This is a genomic window from Bacteroidota bacterium, from assembly GCA_018266755.1.
Classification (GTDB): domain Bacteria; phylum Bacteroidota; class Ignavibacteria; order Palsa-1295; family Palsa-1295; genus JAFDZW01.
The window spans coordinates 356,920-377,506 of sequence record JAFDZW010000005.1; the positions used below are offsets into that span (position 1 = coordinate 356,920).

The window sequence follows — 20,587 nt, forward strand, 5'->3', positions numbered from 1 at the left end:
GAAAAACTCCTGAGTGATACAGTTGTTCTTCGCTGGTAAAACAACAAACGTTCGCCGCTGGTTTCGCCTGCTTCTTCTTGTTACTCTCGGATCAGAACGATCGTTGCGGTTGCCGTGCTCCCACCGACCCGTAACCGAATGACGTACTCACCCGTCGCAGCCGCTGATGCATTCCAATCTATCGTATGCCGGCCCGCAGCAAGTATTTCATCGGTCAGTGTCGCGACGACCAAGCCGTACATATTGACAACATCAATTGTGACGTTCGATGGTGTCGGCAGATCGAACGATACCACGCATCGGTCGCTGGCCGGGTTCGGGTAAATATTCAGACCGAGGCTATTTGCCACGACCCCGGAAGCGATTCCTGCATTGCCCACTGGGAGGTCGCTGATCTTTCGCCGCCACAAGCCGTAGCTCGTCGAGGCATAGACATACCCGTCGTAGAGCGCAAAGTTGAACACGTTTCTGTCCTCGAGACCTTCGTTAAATTGCGACCAACTCGCACCGGAATCGAGAGAAACGAAGACACCACCAGAACCGCCGGCGAGCATACGATTCTTTTCCGTAACGAACGCCCGAATACTGCCGAAGATCATAGTAAGACCGGTGGCAGGTAATAGTTGCCATGTCACCCCGCTATCATGTGAAACAGAAACCGTTACATTCGCCGTCATCGTATCCGTAGAGGCTGCGTAGAAATCTTTCCCCCAAGCATAGAGTGCAGACGCCATCAAGTTCGGTGCAGTGCGATGCCACGAATTGCCAAGGTCTGACGATGCAAAGATCCCGCCATATCCCGTTGCGGCAATCAGCGCATCGCCGTTCGAACAAAGCAACTGCGCATCGCTATAAAGACTAGTACCGAGCATGTAGGAGAAGCCATTGTCCCGCTCCGCCCAGTTCACACCCTTGTCACTACTCATCCAGATACCACCGGTATATACTGTTCCGCACAGGACATTCGAGCCCTGCGGTGTTAACGAGTACACCATTCCTGTCTGATTCGGAGCCTGAGAAGTAGGATTCCACGTCAATCCATCGTCATCGGATCGAAAGACCCCTTTGCTATCTGCGGCGGCGTACACACTGCCGTTTAGGTTTAGTAGGTCGTGAATTGTCGTGTTCGACGCAAGACCGTTTCCACTGCCAACCCAATGATAGCCGCTGTCATCGCTACGAAACATCGACACACTGCCTTGAGCATAGACGCCCGCCAACAACCGATTCCCGATCGAAAGCAAATGTGCCATCGGCGGAGGTGCCTGCTCGAACATATAAATACCGTTGTTCGAGAGCTCCCAGCTCGCGCCGAGATCGGTCGAACGATGAATACCTTGATAATCTCCGACGAGCGTCACATCTCCGATAGCCGTTGCCGCGATCATCGAATACAAGCTGGTCACGGTCCAATGCGATCCATTGTCAACAGTACGAAATACACCGGATTGATTTCCGAGGGCTAGCACAACATTCTCGGTCGCACAGACCTTGGTCACGACCGAGCAACCTCCCACGATGCCACTATCGACAACCGTCCATGATGCTCCGTGATCGGTGGAACGCCGAACGTCTGTGTTTCCGAACGTGCAGGTGTACAACGAACCACCCACTGCAGACACGTTGAACCGGTTAGAATCTATCGTTACCCACGGAGTCGTCACACTGCTTCGCCGATATACATATCCCCGACCAGAACACGCGAACAAATCGGTCCCTACCACAGCCAGCGATCCTATCCACCAGTCGCCGTTCAAGCCGTTTGTAATAGCACTCCAGCTTTCCCCAAGATTTGCCGATCGCTTCACACCAAGTCCGTTCGTGGTTGCATAGAGTTCTGTGTCAATGACGGCGAGGGCGGTAATGCCCGGTATCGCTTCCGTCCCTGCAAGCTTGGCCCAGTGTGTGCCGTCATCATCCGAACGAAATATGCCATTTCCTGCAGTCCCTGCGAAGATATGGTTACCGATCACAGCAACCGCCATGACGGAATCGTCAATGCGGGACTCGCGCCAAGTTTTCCCTGAATCAGCCGAGGTGATGACACCGGCGCCGATCGTCCCGGCAAACGTAAGCGAGCCCTTCGTGGCAAAAGACGTTACCACCCCTCCGGTCGGACCGATCCGTTCCCATTGGGCATTCGCTACAGATGCAACAGAAATAGCACAAACGATGCATGCAACAAGGACATGTTTCATAGAGGTATAACGATCGATTGTGATGGGAAACCTAACGATGAAGGGTCACTCCGCAGGCTCAGACTCGTCCTGCTTCGGACTTGCTACAATATTCTCGATTTCATAGAATGATGTCTCGGATCCGAGACCGGGGAATTCGGTATCGAACGACGTGCGCTTGGCGGGGTCCTGCTTAAATGCGACAAGCAACTCCACTGCCGCTTCCAGCGTGTCGCCGTTGCAATAGAGCGCTTTGGCACGAAGATAATGTGCATCGGCCCATTCCGGCTCCAGATGCGCGGCCTGTTCGAACGCTGCGGCAGCATCGGCGAATTCGCGCTCGTCGAGGAGTGTCACGCCGTAATCGTACCACGCCTCGAAGTCATCCGGCGCAAGTTCGAGAACCATCTTGTATGCGAGGATCGCATCGCTGCGACGGCCAAGATTGTAGAGTGCATCCGCTTTGGCATACCACAACTCCGAGTTCTTGGAGTTGATGGCAAGCGCCGCGTCATAGTCTTCGAGTGCTTTGCGGGGATGATCGAGCGCGTCGTAGCAACTGCCGCGGCCGAAGTAGCTCTCGGAATGCTTTGGGTCGAACTTGATCGCTTGCGAGAAGCAACGGATCGCATCGCGCCAGCGCTGCAACTCTTCGTACGCATTGCCGAGATTATGCCATGCGCTTACATCTTCGGCATCATGTTTGAGACACTCTTTGTAGGAATCGATGGCCTCGTTTAGCTTCCCGAGATTTGCATACGCATTCCCCCGGTTATACCATGCTGAACCGAACGTGTCTTTGATCGCCAGGGCCATGTCATAGCATGAAATCGCTTTATTAAAGCTTCCCATGCGGTTATAGACGATGCCAAGGTTATACCAGCAATTATGGTTATAGGGATCGAGATCCAGATGCGCCTCGTATGCGGCGATCGCTTTGTCAAAATCGTCAAGCGAGTCGTAGCAGAACCCGAGCTCGTAGAGAGCGTCCTTCGTATATTCTTCTTTCGAACTGAGATACTGGAAAATCGAAATGGCTTCTTTGAAGCGGTCGGCCTTTTCCAGACAGATCGCCTTGCTGAACAGCGCTTCGTCGTTCGTCGGATCGACATTGAGGGCACGATCGAACGCGACAAGAGCGTCTTCTGTGTTGCCGAGAGCCTCTTGTACTACCCCGTAATTCATGGAGAGCTCCGGGTCGGTCGGATCGAGGGCAAGGCCTTTTTCATATGACGTTGCAGCCTCTTCAAATTGGCCGTGATGGGCTTCGAGCATACCGCGACGCGACCATGCCTGGGCGCTGAACGGCGCGTACTCGGTTAGCAATTTGGAGTAATGAAGCGCTTCTTCGAACTTCTCGTTCTCTATGCAGTAGTCAACGAGTTCTTCGAGAATATCCGGGTTGAGGAATGCACGGGGTTTGGGGTCCTTTTCCGAACGCTTTTCCTCGCGATAGCGGGTTATCTCTTCCTCAAAATAGCGACGGCGATCTTCTCGACCTTCCTTTTCCCCTTCGGGCGAATCGTCATCGTCAAATGCAAACGGATCGTAGTCGTCGTAGATGTCCATGTCTAGCTCTCTATATAAAGCAACACGGTACTCCTCCCCCTCGTTTCACATGATTCCCACATGTTATGAACACAAAAATAGCATATGTTTGGGGGAATTGTATCTCTATTTTACAGAAATAATTTACTTTAATTAAATATTTATAATTTATTGCTTTATAATAACTTATCAACAATCATTTGACTGCAAAATATACAAAAGTCGATGCATGCTCCTCTCAGAGAGCAAAATTAGCATTGTCGATAACCTGTGGGCAATTAAAACGATAGCGGTGTGGGACTATTAACTCGCTTGGTTTAGTTCGATCAACAGCGCCTTACAAGCTCAAAATGGAACGACTACGTTACTCCCTCCTGTTGTACGCACTCGTTTCGGCGTGTAGCGCAGCCTGGTAGCGCACCACTTTGGGGTAGTGGGGGTCGTGGGTTCAAATCCCGCCACGCCGACAAATAGTCAGTAACGAGTGTACTGTAGGTTTGTACGTTGGCTCGTTCTGTAGGGGCTCTTTCGGTCGTCATCGTCGCTTCCCCTCGCCTTTTGAAAGTTTGTTACTCGAACCCACTTCATCCGGCATCTACTGCTCACAAGGCGATTTTTACATCGACCCGGTTTCCCCTGTTTCCAGAGCGATCATTACACATGCCCATACTGACCACGCTCGGCCGGGCATGAAGTCGTACCTGACGTCGGTCTCCGGTGAGCCACTGGTACGCGCACGGGTAGGAATGCGAGCTTCGATCGAACCTCTCTCATTCGGCACACAGATCATGATCGGAGACGTGAAGGTGAGTTTGCATCCGGCCGGGCATATCCTTGGTTCTGCTCAAGTGAGAGTCGAGCACAATGGCGAGGTTTGGGTGGTCAGCGGCGACTACAAGCTTGAGCCTGACCCAACCTGCGAGCCGTTCGAGCCTGTCCCCTGCCATACGTTCATCACTGAATCTACCTTTGGGCGTCCCAACTACAAGTGGAAGCCACAACGCGAAATATTCAATCGCATGAACGACTGGTGGAGCATGAACAAGACGTGGGGCATGGCGAGCCTTGTCGGTGCCTACTCGCTCGGGAAAGCACAACGAGTGCTTGCAGGGCTCGACCCAGAGATTGGTCCGATCTATATTTACCCAACGATCGAGACGTACCTCCCGGCCTACCGGCGCGCCGGTGTCACCTTCCCACAGTTGCAGTTATTCGAACCTGAGCGTGTACACGAGATCGTTAACGAAGGGGCGCTGATCGTTGCGCCGCCGAATATCAGAACATTGTTTACAGGCATCGAAGCGAGTAAGATATCGACGGGATTTGCCTCCGGGTGGATGTCCAGAGGCGGAAAACACAGCACCGTATATGACATTGGCTTCCCGCTGTCCGATCATGCCGATTGGAACGGCCTGCTTCACGCAATCGAAGCCACCGGTGCAGCGCGCGTCTTTGCCATGCACGGGTTCACGAAGACATTGACCGAGCATTTACGCACACTTGGCTACGAGGCGCATGAATGGCATTAAGCCATGGGGGTGGTTCATGAGAATGCGCCAATAAGATTCATGATGCTCCCCATCGCCAGAGAACATCCCCGCCGCTGGGAACAGATGCACCCGAAAAGCACTTAGAAAGCATATAGATCATTCGATACGATCATGGATAATCTTCAGTTGCTGATCACACTCGGAACTGAGTTCGAGGCACAGATCATTAAAGCAAAACTTGCCGAAGCCGGTATTGAAAGCCTTATGCAGGTTGCCGATACCGACAACATGGTGCCGGCTTTGGATTATAGTCGGGGGGTCGGCATCTACGTCGAAGAAGCCGATTATGATGTTGCTCGTTCGATGATCGATTCCGGCGAAGACGACCTCGATGACGACATGGAGATCGGCGTCGGCGACTGAGTGCGAAATGGCAGTTGTGAAGCGTACATGGTGAAGAAGTCAACCGACTTCTTCTGTTGATTCGTCATTGATTCCTCCCGAACCAGCCTCAGCCAATCTTCGTTTTAGTGCGCGCTTAACAATACGACGGTGCGAATCACCTCTCCGTCGAACTATTATCCGATCCCAATCATGAAAAAGATTACCGTTATTGGCGCCGGAAACGTCGGCGCAACCGTAGCCCAGCGTGTAGCCGACAAGGAGCTCGCCGAGCAGATCGTCCTGGTCGACGTCGTCGATGGTATTCCGCAGGGTAAGGGTCTCGACATGTTCGAGTCCGCCCCGGTCCACGGCACCGACACCCGTATCGTCGGCTCCAACACGTATGAAGAGACCGCCGGCTCGGACATCGTCGTCATCACCGCAGGTCTCGCCCGCAAGCCCGGCATGAGCCGCGACGACTTGCTCGCAAAGAATGCCGAGATCGTCGGTGGCTGCGCGGAGAACGCCTTCAAGCACAGCCCGAACGCGATCTTCATCATCGTGTCGAACCCGCTCGACGTCATGACCTACGTCGCGCTCAAGAAGACCGGTCTGCCGCGTAACAGAGTCATCGGCATGGCGGGTGTACTCGATAGTGCCCGCTTCCGCAGCTTCATCGCAATGGAGCTTGACGTGTCGGTGCAGGATGTCACGGCATTCGTACTCGGCGGTCACGGCGATTCGATGGTGCCACTTGCCCGCTACTCGACGGTCGCCGGCATTCCACTTCCCGAGCTGATCCCGGCCGATCGTTTGCAGCAGATCATTCAGCGCACGCGAGATGGTGGCATCGAGATCGTGAACTACCTTAAGACCGGCAGCGCCTACTACGCCCCCGGTTCGAGCGCAGCCCAGATGGTCGAGTCCATCGCTCGCAACAAAAAGCGCGTACTTCCCTGCGCCGTGTGGCTCCAGGGCGAGTATGGCCTGAAGGACACCGTCTGCGGCGTTCCGGTCAAGCTCGGCACAAACGGCATCGAGCAGATCATCGAGATCAAGCTCAGCCCGGAGGAGCAGGCAGAACTCAACAAGAGCTCAGCCGATGTTCAGGCGAATATCGCAAAGGTAACGCTCTAATAGGGGCATCGAATACTCTACAAAAGGCGGCCGTTGTGCCGCCTTTTCTTTGCCCGATAGTAACTTTTACCAAAAAATGCAGTTGTAATAAGAGAGACCGAATATTTCTATCTGATATCATGAAGACACGAATTCTCATCGCACTCGCAGCAGGGCTTCTCATCGCAGGCCTGCAATCCTGTAGTTCATCGTCAAGCCCTTCCGGTACCGATAATTCCTATACGCCGAAAACCGTGAAGTTCAAACAAGGCTTTTCGGCGACCTATGATCTCTTTCTCACGGATACCACGAGTTCCGATCCAATCCTACAGGATTCAGCGCAACACAATGTTGTCGAAACCGTGTTGGATACCAATCGGTCTTACGGTGGCTACACGCATGTCACCAGCACGTACTTCGCGTCCTCTCCCGGGGATTCGAACTATTACTATCAGGATGCACAAGGAAATCTCTGGCGATACAACTATGGATTTAGCAGGTTGAATAGTTACTCGTTCCTGGTCGCGGCATTGGGCGGTCCTGTTGATGTGCATTGGGTACTTGTCGCGAAACCGGGTTCACCGGTTGGCACGACGTGGATTGCCAAGAACGACAGCGCTATCTTCCAGGCGTTAGGCAATGCAAAAATTTACCTGAAGGATGTCGCAACCACGATGGCAGATACCACCTTCACGATCGGCGGACAGTCGGTGCCGACGACACACGTCCAACATATGGTCACCGCTACTGATGCCTCGGGTGTTGCATTCAAAGGCTCGATCGAGATTGACACTTATATTTCTACCGAGCTCGGAATCACGGTTGAGGACTTCTTCCATCACTCGACGATCGCCAGCCCGACATATAATGCGAAAGCTCGTGGATCACTGAAGATCATGACATCGCATCAATGATTAGAATGAGCATTACACAAAAAGAGCGGCTTCTGGCCGCTCTTTTCGTTTGGATCAATTTCCGAGCAATCGCCGAGAGAGATCGGTCTGAAGAATGTTCTCGGGGTCGAGTCGCTGCTTGAGACTCTTGAGTCGCTGGAGTGTCTCCGCACCCAAGAACTGCTCCAAGTCATTCGGACGCAACGTTGCATCTTTAGCAAAGTAGAACTTCCCCCCAGCCCGCAGTACTTCTTCATTCATGTGGTGACAGAGATCCCACAACAGTGCACGATTCTTCTCGGTCACCTTGTAGTCTAAAGCCATCGAATAACCGTCCACTGCATGTGACACCAAGAACCTGTCAGGTCTATGGCGCTTAAAAACAGCAAGGTACGGGATGATACCGGCCGCCTGGCTCATCTCGATCTGCTTCGTGAACACTGCTTCCGCGGACTCCTTCGGCAAAAAAGACTGATACTGTATAAGACCACCCTTGCCATACGACCTCTTCCAACCGGGGACATAATCAAGCAAGAAAGCGAACTCGGCATGCGACTGGTCATAGATCGGCTTTGCGATGAGCGGTAGCCGGCTCAACCAGTAACGGGTGGTATTGATAATCCGCATTCCAAGACGATTCGAAAACGGTCGCATAAGCAGCCACACGATCGACTTCGGAATGAAACCGAGGATCGTATCGGGCAGGATCTGATTCTTCACCTGAAGCGTCTGCGATGGGAAATGATCCTCATCCGGCTTCAGATAGTTCGCCTGGTGAACGATCGAGCGGCCGAGCTTCTCTCCGGAAGTGAAGCAATCCGTCCAACCAACGAGATAATCGCTCTCAGGGATGTGCTTGTCAAAGATCTCGAACTGCCCGTGCAGATTCTTGGACGTGTACGCTTTGACATGCAGGCGGCCGCTGTAGACCTTCTTCATCCGCATCGTCACCTTCGTGAAGCAGCCGAGGATACCAAAGCTTGAGATAGCGGAGTAGAAGATCTCGGGGTTACCATCGGGCGTGGCTGTGATCAGTTCGCCGTTCGGGCAAAGAAAATCAAAGGAGAGGACGTGTTCACCGATCGGGCCAACTTTGAAATTGTTCTTGCCATGAATGTTCATCCCGAGCGCACCACCGATCGTCGGGTACATCGTCCCCGAAACCACCGGTGGCCACCAACCGTCTTCGATGATGTACTTCCAGAGTTGCTCGATCGTCACGCCCGGCTCCATCGTAATGATGCCGGACGCAGGATCCCATTCGAGGATCCGGTTCATTCGCGTGAGGTCGAGGACGATGTTCTCCGCGCCTGTTGCTCCGTCACCGTACGTTCGGCCGGAGCCACGAAGGGTGACTGCCCTACCGGTCTTGCGCGCAAGTTCGAAAACTTCGCGAATGCCATCGACTGACGTCGGCCGATAGACATAACCGAAGCTCGATACTGCTCCGCCCCAGCCGTCTACCTTCTCGAGATGATCTACCGGTAGCAGCGCCATTAGAAGGTGAGCCTGCGGAAAATAAAGGACGGAAGCGAATGGAGAATGAACGAGATCAGTCTCCAACGGGACGGAATGTACTTCACGACGACACCGCGACGTGCAGCCTTGAGGGTTTGTCGTGCAACTTCATCGGCCGTCGTGAGCCACAACTTCGTCGGAGAGTTTTTGGACATCGCCGTATCCACTACTCCTGGCTTGATGGTCGTAACACTCACACCCCGACGGGACAAACGATTCCTCAGCGATTCCAAATACGTCGAGAGTGCCGCTTTCGAGACGTTGTATGCCGGACTGCCGACTCGGCCTCGCTCGCCTGCGATCGAGGAGATGCCGACGATGCAGCCTTCCTCGAGCGAATGGAAGCGCTTGGCCGCTTCGTTGAGCCATGCCATCGCACCGAGGAGGTTGACGTCAACGATCGCCTTGTCAGTCTCGAACGTGTACTCATCCATCGCGACATAGGGCATCATACCCGCACCGTAGACGATGAGGTCAAGCCCGCCAAGATCCTTGGTGATACGCTGGAAGAGCTCCGGTACTTCGGCAAAGTTCGTTACGTCGTGTGCATAGGTGTGGAAGCGAGCGGCAGCACCTCCCTGCGTTGCGATCACCGAGGCAGCGGCAGCGACGCGCTTCATTGCATCCTCATTGCGCGACACGAGTGCCACCGAGACGCCCTGACGGGCAAGCTCCATTACGAGTGCCTCGCCGATGCCCTGTGACGCCCCTACGACGATTGCGTGTTTCCAGCGTTTTTTCATCGCGCACTAAAACAGCGTTTGGATTAAGGGGGTTGCGGGGAGAATTGGGCAATTAAGAATACAAAAGACCCGGCCCACTGGCCGGGTCTTCTCTTACTCCTATCGGAGACGATCGCTTAGTTCAGATGCGCGTTGAGCTTCTCAACCAGCTTCTGCTTGCCGACGGCGCCGATGATCATATCGACCGGCTTGCCGCCCTTGAAGATCATGAGCGTCGGCACCGAACGGATGCCGTAGTTCATCGAGATCTGCGGGTTTTCGTCCACATCGACCTTGCCGATGACGAAGCGACCGGCATATTCACCGGCGAGCTCTTCGACGATAGGGTCGATCATGCGGCACGGGCCGCACCAGGTTGCGCCAAAGTCTACCAAGACCGGCTTTTCGTTCTGCAGTACATCACGATCAAAAGTTGCATCCTCAAAATGAAGAGGGCCTGCGGTTGTCATACGTTTCGATTCCTTTCTATGAATTCGGTTTTAGAATGGTTTACGATCTGAAGAGCACGGTGTTTCGCCCGAAAGCGGACTCATACTCCGCTACCAACGCATCGTCGGCAGCTACGTTAAACGTCTCGGGTAGCTTGTAGTGATGTACTGCTGCCGTGTGCGGATTTTCAACAGCGACGTATGCGCTGCGGTTTCCCTTGTGTTTGCCGATGATCGTCTTCACCTCATCGAGCAATTTCGCCGTCGGCTGCCCGCCTTCGGTCAGCTTGAATACCACCCCGCGAACCTGCTTCTTACGGACTTCCGGGATCGGCATCGCCTCCGATACCGTGATGCTCGCAGCATCGTTGATCGCGTTCTTGCGGACCTTGCCGCTGATGGCGATCGGTTGTTCATCCACTACAAAGTCTTTGTACTTTTCGTACGAATCGCCCCAGAAGACGAAATCGCACTTGCCCGAAAAGTCTTCGACGCTCACGATAGCGAAAGCCTTCCCTTCGCGGCTGAGCTTCTTTGTCACCCCAACTATGACGCCGAGCACGAACACGTCGTCGCCCTGCTTCATGTCGCCGAGTTCGCTCAGCTTCACCGATGCGAAGCTCTGCGCGTCGATCCGGTACGGTTCAAGCGGATGCCCGCTGACGTAGAAACCGAGGATCGCCTTCTCTTTCGAAAGCAGATCGCGGTCGCTAAATACCGTCGTCGTGCTGGTTAGATGCGGCTCATGGGTCACAAGATTCTCACCGCCGCCAAAAAGATTATCCTGGCCCTGCGAGTTCATCTTCGAGGACACCGAGCCGTATTCGATCGCTTTTTCGATATTCGCGAACACATCAGAGCGGTACTGCGCGATCGAGGTACCGTCCGGCTTCGTCGAATCGAACGCCCCGGAGAGCGTCAGCGCTTCGATCGCACGCTTGTTCACGAGCTTCGAATCGATGCGATTCGTAAAATCAAAGATGGACTTGTACGGGCCGTTCTTCAAGCGTTCGGCGACGATGGCTTGCGCCGCCTTTTCGCCCACGTTTTTACAGCCGGCCAGACCGAAGCGGATACCCTGCTCCGTCGGCGTGAACATAAGGAGACTTGAATTCACGTCCGGGGGCAGGGTCGGGATGCCGAAGCGCTTTCCCTCGTCGATGAGCTGCACGACGTAATCCGTCGAGTTCATCTCGTGCGTCATGTTCGCCGCGAGGAATTCGGCCGTGTAGTGCGCCTTTAGATACGCAGTCTGATATGCGACGAACGAGTACGCAACCGAGTGCGACTTGTTGAACGCGTAGCTCGCGAATTTGACGAGACGATCCCATATTTCGGAGGCAACCTTGTCGGGTACAGTCCGTTCTGCCGCACCTTTGATGAAGGTCGCCTTCATCGCTTCCATCTTCGCGAGGTCCTTCTTGCCCATTGCACGGCGGACCTCATCTGCTTTCGCGAGCGTGAAGCCTGCGAGGTCGCGCACGACCTGCATCACCTGCTCCTGGAAGACGATGACTCCGTAAGTATCCTTCAGGATCGGCTCAAGCAACTGGTGATCGTATTCGATCTGCTTTTTGCCGTGCTTACGGTCGATGAAGTCGGGGATATTATCCATCGGCCCCGGCCGATAGAGCGCGTTCATCGAGGCCAGATCTTCCATGTTCTCCGGCTTGAGCGAACGCATGTAGTTCTGCATCGGCGGAGAGTCGAACTGGAAGACGGCGAGCGTATCGCCTCTGCCGAAGAGCTCATACGTCTTCGGGTCGTCGAGCGGGATGGCGTTGATATCGAGCTTGACCCCATGCTGCTGCTCGATGAGGGCAAGCGTCGTGTCGATGATCGAGAGCGTACGCAGCCCAAGGAAGTCCATCTTGAGAAGACCGGCGTCCTCGATGTCCTTCATCGAATACTGCGTGACCAAATCGTCTTCGTTCGGCGACTTGTAGAGCGGGACGAAGTTCGAAATGTCACCCGGCGCGATCACGACACCGGCCGCATGCTTGCTCGATGCACGGGCAAAGCCTTCGAGCACGAGCGAGTTCTTGATCAGGTTTTCAAGCTTCTCTTTCCATTCGGTACGTGCATACTTCGCTAGTACCGACTTCATCTCCGGCAGTTCGATCGCCTCTTTGAGCGGTGTGACCTTCCCCATCACGACCGGGATGCACTCCGTGAGTTCGCCGATGATGTTCAGCGGTACGCCGAGCACGCGCCCGACATCTTTGAGAACGGCACGCGCCGAGAGCGTCGAGAACGTAATGATCTGCGCAACCGACTCGTTGCCGTACTTCTCTTTGACGTAGGAGATGACACGCTCGCGCTTGTCGTCCGAGAAGTCGATGTCGATATCGGGCATGCTCACTCGATCCGGGTTCAGGAATCGCTCGAAGAGCAGATTGTACTTGATCGGATCGACGTTCGTGATCCCGAGCGCATACGCAACAAGCGAGCCTGCTGCCGAACCACGGCCCGGACCGACACTCACCCCACGATTGCGAGCCTCGGCGATGAAATCCTGGGTGATCAGGAAGTAGCCCGGATAGCCCATCTTCTTGATGACGCCGAGCTCGAACTCTGCACGCTCGCGTAGGTTTGAATCAAGCGTAGAGTACCGTCGGTCGAGGCCTTCCCACGTCAACTTTTCGAGGTACTCGTCAAGCGTCGAGACACCTGCGTTCTCCGGGATCGGAAACACTGGCATCTTGAGATCTTTTGGCAACTCGAGATTGATCTTGTCCGCGATCGCAAGCGTGTTCTCGATCGCCCCGTCGTACTCCTTGAAGAGCTGCTGCATCTCCTTCGCCGAACGGAAGTAATTCTCGGCCGTGCCGTAGCGGAGCTTATTTACATCCGGCGGCGAATCTTTGTCGGCGTCCTTGATGTAAAGCAGCACGTTGTGCGGGACGGCATGCTCCGGGACGATGTAATGCGAGTCATTGGTGCACACGAGGTTTAGCCCAACCTCTCTCGCGAGTTTCGGCGCGGCCGCAAGTACCTTTTGCTCGGGATCGAGGTGATGATTCTGGATCTCGATATAGAAGTCGTTATCGAAGATATCCTTGTAGAGCGAGGCGACTTGCTTCGCTTTGTCGTACTCACCTGCGATCAGATACGGCGAGACCACCCCGCCGGCGCACGCCGAAAGCGCCACGAGGCCGTCGCGATGTTCGCGAAGCAGATCGACGTCGATGCGCGGCTTGTAGTAGAATCCCTCCGTGTGCCCTTTCGTGACGAGCTTCATGAGGTTCTTGTAGCCCGTCAGGTCCTTCGCCAGGAGGATAAGGTGATGATAGAACTTCTTCTTGCCGGTCGGGTCGGTAAACGCTTCCCGCTCAAGGCGGGAGCCGTGCGAAAGGATATACATTTCGCAGCCGATGATCGGCTTCACCCCCTCCGCTTTGGCAGCTTTGTAGAATTCGTACGCGCCAAACATCACGCCGTGATCGGTCAGGGCGACCGCCGGCATCTCGAACTTCTTCGCCTGCTTGACAAGGTCCTTGACACTACAAGCACCGTCAAGCAACGAATAGTACGTGTGATTATGAAGATGGACGAAATCGGATTGGGGCATACAAGAGTTACAAAACGAATTGGGATCGAAGTGTTCGTAGAGTTATTAACAATTGCCAAAATCACTGGAGGACCAGCACCCTTACCTCGCTCATCTCCTCCATCACAAAGCGGACTCCCTCCCTGACGAAGCCGAAGTCATTTACGCCACTATACGGCATCGTGTCAATCCGGAAGGTATTGGTATCATTGATAATTAGGTCGACAAATTCAAGCATTTCATAAAAAGCTTGACCTTGGTTCGGCAAGCTATGCTGAGGGTCGCATCCAAGCTATGCTACTCTTGAGTTGACGTAAGACAATACGGAGTGGCCACCAACAAAAAAGCGGCCTGGAGGCCGCTTTTATTCTTCTGAGCCACCCACCGGACTTGAACCGGTGACCTGCTGATTACGAATCAGCTGCTCTACCAACTGAGCTAGGGTGGCGAAATTGAGCCGTTAAAACGAGGGTAGGTCGGTTATGGGTTCCGCAGGAATATTGAAATTTGAGAGTTAGATGATGGGCGGAGTAGTCAGTAGTGAGTAGCCAGTAGTCAGGATGCACAGCCGATTTTACATTTGCCCGCGTTCAGGTGGCAGGCGGGTACCACACGATCTCGATCACGTTGCCGTTGGGGTCGGTGAAGTAAAAGGATTCGCTGCGGTCTCGGTGGAGTTTGACCGGCCGGTTGTGCTCGTCGGCGAGGCGCTGGAGTTCGTCGCGGGTCTCGACGCGAAAGCAGATATGCGGCGGATGTTCGGAAGGCGTGACCAGGGCGATACGGGCGCCACAGACGCTCAAAAAGGCCCAGGAGTTGTCCTGGTACAGCACATCGACATCGGCAAAATGCTGCAGGTAGAAGTCGATAGTCCCCGAAATATCGTTACATTCTGTTGCGACGTGGTCGAAGGTCATGGCTGTTTCCGTAATATTGAACGTTCGTGATCGACTCAGTTAAAACAAACGGACAACTGGTTCGTATTGTTATACGTGCTCATCGCAAAACTACGACAAAAAGATGATTCTGTCAATCCTGAAGTCTTTGTCACTTGGCGTATGGTTGGGTTCTCTGTTGATGCTCGGCATTGCGGTTGCGGCGCCGATATTCCAGGAATTGCCCTCTCGAACACTGGCGGGGCATGTCAACGGGATCATTCTGTCCCGGATGAACCTGATCGAATGGGTCTGCGGAACGCTGGCCTTGGTGACCTCGATCGTGTTACTAATGGTCAATTGGAACGGCGAATTCAGGATGCTTCGGATCGCCGAAACAGCGGTGCTATTCGTGACGGTGACCCTCCTATGGATCTACTCGACGCGGATCACCTCGAGAATGGATGAATTGAAACAGACGATTGGCGATTTCGACCACCCGAGAGAAGAAGTGACCTATGTCCAGGCCAAGGCCGAGTTCGACGATCTGCACAAACTCTACACCAAGCTCGTCGGTGCGAATATGATCCTCATCACATCGGCATTTGTACTGTCGATCGTCAATACCCGGCAAGGCTAGGCTCAGAGTTCGATCTTGACCGTAAAATCACGGCCACAATTGGAGCACTTGTAGACCACAGTAATCCAATTGTTGAGTTCGTCATACATGAGCTCGTAAAGTTCTCCCCCACAATCTCTATAAATGCATTTGGCAAGTTCGACGTCGTATTTGCGTTCTGGTAGTTGGTCATTCATTGGCAATTCCCTCGATCATGTGTTCAACAGCGTTAGCAGCATCGTCAAGCTGCTGTAGCCGCTCGGCCGATGCATCCCAATATCCTCGGTCATGGGCCTCGAACAAACGCTGCGTCATAGCGTGGAACGAGTCAGGGTTGGCTCGGCGCATGCGTTGCTGCATTTGTTCGTCGGCAACAAAGGTATCATGGACCTCATCGTAAAACCACGACGGGACGGCATTGGCAGTGGCTGACCACCCGTAGTTATAATCCAGACGCTTCTTTATTTCCTCGACGCCTTCATATCCATGAGCGAGCATCGCCTCGTACCATTTCGGATTCAGCGTCTTGGTTCGGGCTTCGAGTTGCACGGTTTCCGGCAATGACCGCACAACGGGCGTTGCTGTCGTCGTGTCGGCAACATATGCCGCCGGCGCGGAGCCTCGTGTGACTGCTGCAAGATTGGTCAGCCCTCCGAGATACTCGTAGTAATGGTCGACATCGGAAATCCCGATCTCGGACGAGTCCAGGTTCTGATAGGTCATGTCGATGTACGACGCAAGCGACTGCAGGACAGCCGTCGCAGCAGCCTCATCACGATGCTTCCCGAAACTGTATCCCTTGCGTTTGGCAAAGATGGATGCAAGATCGGATTGCTCGTTCCAGTTACCCGACATCACCATATAATCGACATTGGTCCCGTACGAACCGCTCGCGTTTGAAAACACTCGATAGGCCGATGCTTCGACATCGGTACCGCGGGACTGAAGCTCGAGCGTGTGTTTTCGGACAAAGTTTTGATCGATGGGCTCATCAAGTGTTGCGACAAGTCGGACGGCTGCATCGAGCATACCCATGTGATGGGCGAACATATCACGGAAAATGCCGCTAACGGTCATGACGACGTCAATGCGTGGGCGCCCGAGTTGTTCGATGGGAATAACGTGCAGTCTGGTCATATTCCCAAGCGCATCGGGACGGGGTTCGACGCCAAGAAGATGGTAAGCTTGCGCGATGGCCTCGCCGCCGGTTTTGATATTATCGAGCCCCCACAACACAAGGCCGATACACTCCGGAAGCCTGCCATCATTATCACGGATCGCCCGATCGAGGAGCTGCTTAACCGTCGTAGCGGCCAATGTGATCGCAACCGGCGACGGCATCGCAAGAGGGTTTAACGATGTAATATTCCGACCGACCGGTAATGCAGCAGGTACACGGAGCAAGTCACCTCCAGGCCCAGGTGGGGTATACTGGCCGCTCAGCGCCGCAACGAGAGGCCTGATTTCGTCGGATTCAACAAGGCGGTCAACGACATCCGACAGAAAACGAATGGATGTCGCGACTTCATCCCGGTTACCTTTTGTCGAGTTCGCCGCCCCAAGCGTTAGTGCGGCGTCACGACCATCGTCGAGCAGGGCTTCGATGATCTGCGGAGCAGTCGGCACAAGATCGTGTAGTGCGGCGATGCCTAATTCCGGGCGCTCGAACTTTGCCAGTTCTTCCAATAGATCCTGTTGTACAGCTCGCACCGGTGTTTGCCCGATAATACGCAATCCGAGCGGAATCAGACGATCACGTATTTCCGCGAGTCTGTCTTCAATTGAATCAACCGTATCGTGAAATGGAAGCTCGTTTGAAACGCTAATGTGACATTCATTAGCCTTTTCTACGATACTCGACCGGATCGAATCGATACGATGCGTATCATTTTTAGCCGCGATACGATACTCATTTATAAGCCCGGATAACTCTTCTAACGACTTGTACAGCCCTGCCCGAGCATTGGTTGGTGGTAAATAGCTTACGGTCGTCGCATAGGAACGCCGTTTCGCAATGGCTGCTTCGCTTGGATTGTTGACCGAGTATAGATAAACATTTGGCAGATCGTCTACGAGTACCTGGGGCCAGCAGTCGGACGATAATCCGTTATGTTTTCCCGGCATGAACTCGAGGGCTCCGTGCGTTCCGAAATGCACGACAGCGTCTGCACCAAAGAGATGATTGATATATGCATAGAAGGCGAGAAACCCGTGATGCGGTGTCGCATTCTTTGTGAACAGCAGCCGCATCGGATCACCTTCGTAGCCAAATCCTGGCTGAACGCCGACGAAGACGTTTCCGTACTGCTTGCCGAACACTACAAGACTCTCTCCGATGGTATTGAGTTCGCCCGGTGGCTCGCCCCATTCCTTCGCCGCCAATTTCCATTGCGGGACCAAACGCTTGTATTCGCCAGTCGAAAGTGTTGCCGCAACATGCAGTGATGCACCCATCGTCGCATTGCCTTCGACCGATGAGCCAAGGATGTCGTTGAGTAATTCTGTCTTATCGGCCGGAAGTTCGACGTCGTAGCCCTCGCTCGATAAACGAGTCAGGAGTGCATGGAGTGATGCAAAGACGTCCAGATATGCCGCAGTCCCAACTGCCCCACGTGCGGGTGGGAAACAATACAGTACAATTGCGAGACGTTTCGAACGATTCTCTTTCTTGCGCAATTCGATCCATTTCGAAACACGGCGCACCAGCAGAGCAGCATTCTCGGCGATGAGTGTTCTCCCCTTTTCGCCATCGGTTGCAGCAACCACGATCGGTTCGATGGCACCATCCAGTTCGGTTAATGCGATATTTGTCGCTACCTGAACAGGAGGCAGACCTTCACGTGACTGTCGCCAATCGTCAAAGCGTTGATGCGTTAAGGTGATCGCAGAGATGTACGGGACACCGATTTCTGAAAGCAACGATGTGGCCGCCTGTGGCTCACTACTGACATGTCCGCCGACGAGTGGAAACCCAGTTAGAGAAACAATACAATCGACGATTGGCCGACCGTTGGTATCGCACAAGAACTCTCGAATCGTCTTGCGGCCATCGAATGTCTCCGCAAAAATGCACAGTGGTTCGATCTCAGCCCGATCGAACAGTTGGGAAAGCTCGACGATGTACGAAATATCATCGGCTGTAACGGCCGCTCTCGGGACAAGCAGTCCAACCCGAGGTCGTTGCCCTTGCAGAATGGATGCTGGAATCGATTGAACAACCACGCCGTACCTCCAATCGAAAATGCCTTCCGAAGGGAAAATTGTTGGGTGCTCGTACGGAAGTTTTTCGAGTCCAGTCTCCGCTACGCGGAGGATGATTGTGAGCAGCGAGATTGTATTTGCTTCGCTCGGCTCAAGCCAGGCCAGATAGGATTCGAGATAATACCCCAAACCGCGAAGTGATCCGGGGATGAACTTCAGAAGTTTCGGGGCAAGTGACATCAGATCCTTGATCCGCTCCGCAAGAGTATCTTCGTCAACGAGTTTCTGCAGTAATGATCTGAGGCCGGCGATTGACTCGCGTCCCTCGTTTGCAGTATTCGGTTGTTCAAGTGAGATTTGGCCAAGCGAGAACGCACCGATGCGCATTGCTCGCATGAGTCTACCACTTGAAGAGAACGGAAAGAAGTGATAATTACTGCTTCGTGCAGCGAGGCTGCGAAGGATTGCATCGGCAATATCCTCGTTGAGGATATGACTCGTTAGTATGACATCTGCGTCGTTAATCGCATCCTGCAGACCGTCGAGACCCGAGTGGAGAAGATCCGCCTCGATAAGGATTCGCAGATCAATGTGTGGGGTTCCGAGTTCGGCAGTGAGACGAGCAATTGCCCGATCAAGGATCGGTCTGCGCGTTCGTTCAAGCGAGATAAGAAGAAGCTTCACCACGCCCATAGAACGCATACCGAGCCCCCAACGTCTCCGCAAAGCGCTGTGCCTGTTCGCTCTTGCGAATCAGATCAACGATCTCCACCTGAATTCCTTGTTGATGGAACACGTGGGCGAGCGTATTCAGACGCGCTCCATCAGATCCAATGTTCCCTTTTCCGTCGGTAACAATTATTGTCCGAGTCTCAGACGAACCATTGCGCTTCGTATGCTCCGACGCAACGACGAGTGCTTGTTCAAGCGCAGGAATAAGAGGGGTCGCGCCACCCGTTGGAAGCGACCGAAGAACCGCGTGCGCACGCGCCACACTTCGCGTCGGTGGCAATGCGATTTGCGCAGAAAGGCCCCGGGCAATAATAATCGCTACCTCATTGCGGTGCCGATACGATTGACGCAACAGACTATCGACCAGTCCCTTTGCAAATCGTATGCGCGAGGACGCCGCCATACTTCCACTCGAGTCTATGATGACAATATTGAGCGTTCTGGAAGTCGACTTAAACGGGTAGCGGCGAATGTCATCTGCTTCCAGATACAGAGCCTTCGCAGAACTCTCATTCTGTCGACGCACAGTCTGGTACGGGGCAGCAGCCATCATCGTATGATATAATGAAAACCGCCCGCGATTGGTAGCCCGTACTCGTGAACGTTCGGCCGAGCGCGATACTCTCCCCTGCTTTGCCGGGGCATGACCGGTTGTCCTGCTCCGGATTGGCTTCTGCTCGACTCTTGGGAGAACGCGGAATTCCAATGGCAACGATTCAAAGATTTGCTGCAGTGTGTCTTGTGGCGTTGCTGCCTGATCGCTTTCAGCCCCCGAGTTTTGTGCAGAATTCTGATTGGGATTGGACTGACGGATACCCTGTAGGATTATATGCGGAAGTACGATGTAGCGCATGATATCGGAGTCGTGTACGCCGTTTCGTCTGGCACGCAAGACGGCCGTATCAACGGCACTCGATGCAATTCGAGCTCCGAGTTCTTCGGGGTTGATGTCGAATGGGATTTCTACATTCACGATGGATACGTCGAATACCAGATCGATCTTCTTTGCGTAACCCCGGAGGTATTCGTAGTCCGCAGAACCAACAACAAGCACTGCGTCCGACTCTTGCGATGTACGAACGATGCTACTGAGCATTGCCGATGTGATTGCCGAGACGTCGGCGACAACAACGACGTCCCCTGGTGCGACATTCGAGAAAATAGCATCAAGCTCCTGCTCAGTCTGGCTAGGTGAGATACGTTTACTTCGCCTATGAAGACTCGTTGCTATCTGGTGTGCAAGATCAAGTGTGGCGGATCGTGTATCGGCATCGATCACCACGATCAACCAACCGCGTGATAGTGTAAGCAGG

The 20,587-nt window shown here is 53.8% G+C and carries 14 protein-coding genes and 2 tRNA genes; 6 read left to right on the top strand and 10 right to left on the bottom strand.

Annotated features, from left to right (window positions below; translation table 11 throughout):
* Nucleotides 1–80: 80 nt before the first annotated feature.
* Entirely contained in the window at nt 81–2,198 is a 2,118-nt protein-coding gene (locus JSS75_06120) for a T9SS type A sorting domain-containing protein (GenBank protein MBS1903260.1), read from the bottom strand.
* A 45-nt stretch (nt 2,199–2,243) separates the two neighbouring features.
* Nucleotides 2,244–3,746 carry a tetratricopeptide repeat protein gene (locus tag JSS75_06125; GenBank protein MBS1903261.1) on the bottom strand — a complete coding sequence of 501 codons (1,503 nt, stop codon included), beginning with the start codon at nt 3,744–3,746 and terminating at the stop codon, nt 2,244–2,246.
* A 372-nt stretch (nt 3,747–4,118) separates the two neighbouring features.
* Here JSS75_06125 and JSS75_06130 point away from each other — a divergent pair.
* The 5 genes from JSS75_06130 to JSS75_06150 all read left to right on the top strand — a co-directional run bounded on the left by JSS75_06130 (nt 4,119) and on the right by JSS75_06150 (nt 7,629).
* Nucleotides 4,119–4,192, top strand: a tRNA-Pro gene (locus JSS75_06130).
* Nucleotides 4,193–4,291: 99 nt separating this feature from the next.
* Nucleotides 4,292–5,254 carry a ligase-associated DNA damage response exonuclease gene (locus JSS75_06135; GenBank protein ID MBS1903262.1) on the top strand — a complete coding sequence of 321 codons (963 nt, stop codon included), beginning with the start codon at nt 4,292–4,294 and terminating at the stop codon, nt 5,252–5,254.
* A gap of 132 nt (nt 5,255–5,386) precedes the next feature.
* Nucleotides 5,387–5,638 carry a DUF2007 domain-containing protein gene (locus JSS75_06140; GenBank protein MBS1903263.1) on the top strand — a complete coding sequence of 84 codons (252 nt, stop codon included), beginning with the start codon at nt 5,387–5,389 and terminating at the stop codon, nt 5,636–5,638.
* 171 nt (nt 5,639–5,809) lie between these two features.
* Nucleotides 5,810–6,736: a malate dehydrogenase gene (mdh, locus tag JSS75_06145; protein ID MBS1903264.1), complete on the top strand. Its 927-nt coding sequence runs from the start codon at nt 5,810–5,812 to the stop codon at nt 6,734–6,736.
* Between the two features lie 119 nt (nt 6,737–6,855).
* Nucleotides 6,856–7,629 (top strand): hypothetical protein, encoded by a 774-nt coding sequence (locus tag JSS75_06150; protein MBS1903265.1) that lies wholly within the window; start codon nt 6,856–6,858, stop codon nt 7,627–7,629.
* 54 nt (nt 7,630–7,683) lie between these two features.
* Here the strand turns inward: JSS75_06150 and JSS75_06155 are convergent, their stop codons facing one another.
* The 6 genes from JSS75_06155 to JSS75_06180 all read right to left on the bottom strand — a co-directional run bounded on the left by JSS75_06155 (nt 7,684) and on the right by JSS75_06180 (nt 14,764).
* Nucleotides 7,684–9,105, bottom strand: a complete 1,422-nt coding sequence (locus JSS75_06155) for an FAD-binding oxidoreductase (protein MBS1903266.1) — start codon at nt 9,103–9,105, stop codon at nt 7,684–7,686.
* Complete coding sequence (locus tag JSS75_06160; GenBank protein MBS1903267.1) at nt 9,105–9,869, bottom strand: SDR family NAD(P)-dependent oxidoreductase; 765 nt, start codon at nt 9,867–9,869, stop codon at nt 9,105–9,107. Before JSS75_06160 ends, JSS75_06155 begins: the two co-directional genes overlap by 1 nt.
* A 116-nt stretch (nt 9,870–9,985) precedes the next feature.
* Entirely contained in the window at nt 9,986–10,318 is a 333-nt protein-coding gene (gene trxA / locus JSS75_06165; GenBank protein MBS1903268.1) for a thioredoxin, read from the bottom strand.
* A gap of 40 nt (nt 10,319–10,358) precedes the next feature.
* Nucleotides 10,359–13,868: a DNA polymerase III subunit alpha gene (dnaE, locus tag JSS75_06170; protein ID MBS1903269.1), complete on the bottom strand. Its 3,510-nt coding sequence runs from the start codon at nt 13,866–13,868 to the stop codon at nt 10,359–10,361.
* Between the two features lie 354 nt (nt 13,869–14,222).
* Nucleotides 14,223–14,295 (bottom strand) — tRNA-Thr (locus tag JSS75_06175).
* Between the two features lie 142 nt (nt 14,296–14,437).
* The gene (locus JSS75_06180) at nt 14,438–14,764 is read right to left on the bottom strand and encodes a VOC family protein (GenBank protein ID MBS1903270.1); all 327 of its coding nucleotides are present in this window, start codon (nt 14,762–14,764) and stop codon (nt 14,438–14,440) included.
* 103 nt (nt 14,765–14,867) lie between these two features.
* Here JSS75_06180 and JSS75_06185 point away from each other — a divergent pair, with 103 nt between their 5' ends.
* Nucleotides 14,868–15,362: a DUF4149 domain-containing protein gene (locus JSS75_06185; GenBank protein ID MBS1903271.1), complete on the top strand. Its 495-nt coding sequence runs from the start codon at nt 14,868–14,870 to the stop codon at nt 15,360–15,362.
* Between the two features lie 168 nt (nt 15,363–15,530).
* On the opposite strand, the gene JSS75_06190 is transcribed toward JSS75_06185, so the two are convergent.
* Both JSS75_06190 and JSS75_06195 read right to left on the bottom strand, forming a co-directional pair.
* Nucleotides 15,531–19,226 (bottom strand): cobaltochelatase subunit CobN, encoded by a 3,696-nt coding sequence (locus JSS75_06190; GenBank protein MBS1903272.1) that lies wholly within the window; start codon nt 19,224–19,226, stop codon nt 15,531–15,533.
* Nucleotides 19,201–20,370, bottom strand: coding sequence for a VWA domain-containing protein (locus JSS75_06195; GenBank protein ID MBS1903273.1), 1,170 nt, complete (start codon nt 20,368–20,370; stop codon nt 19,201–19,203). The genes JSS75_06190 and JSS75_06195 overlap by 26 nt, the downstream gene beginning before the upstream one ends.
* Nucleotides 20,371–20,587: the final 217 nt, after the last annotated feature.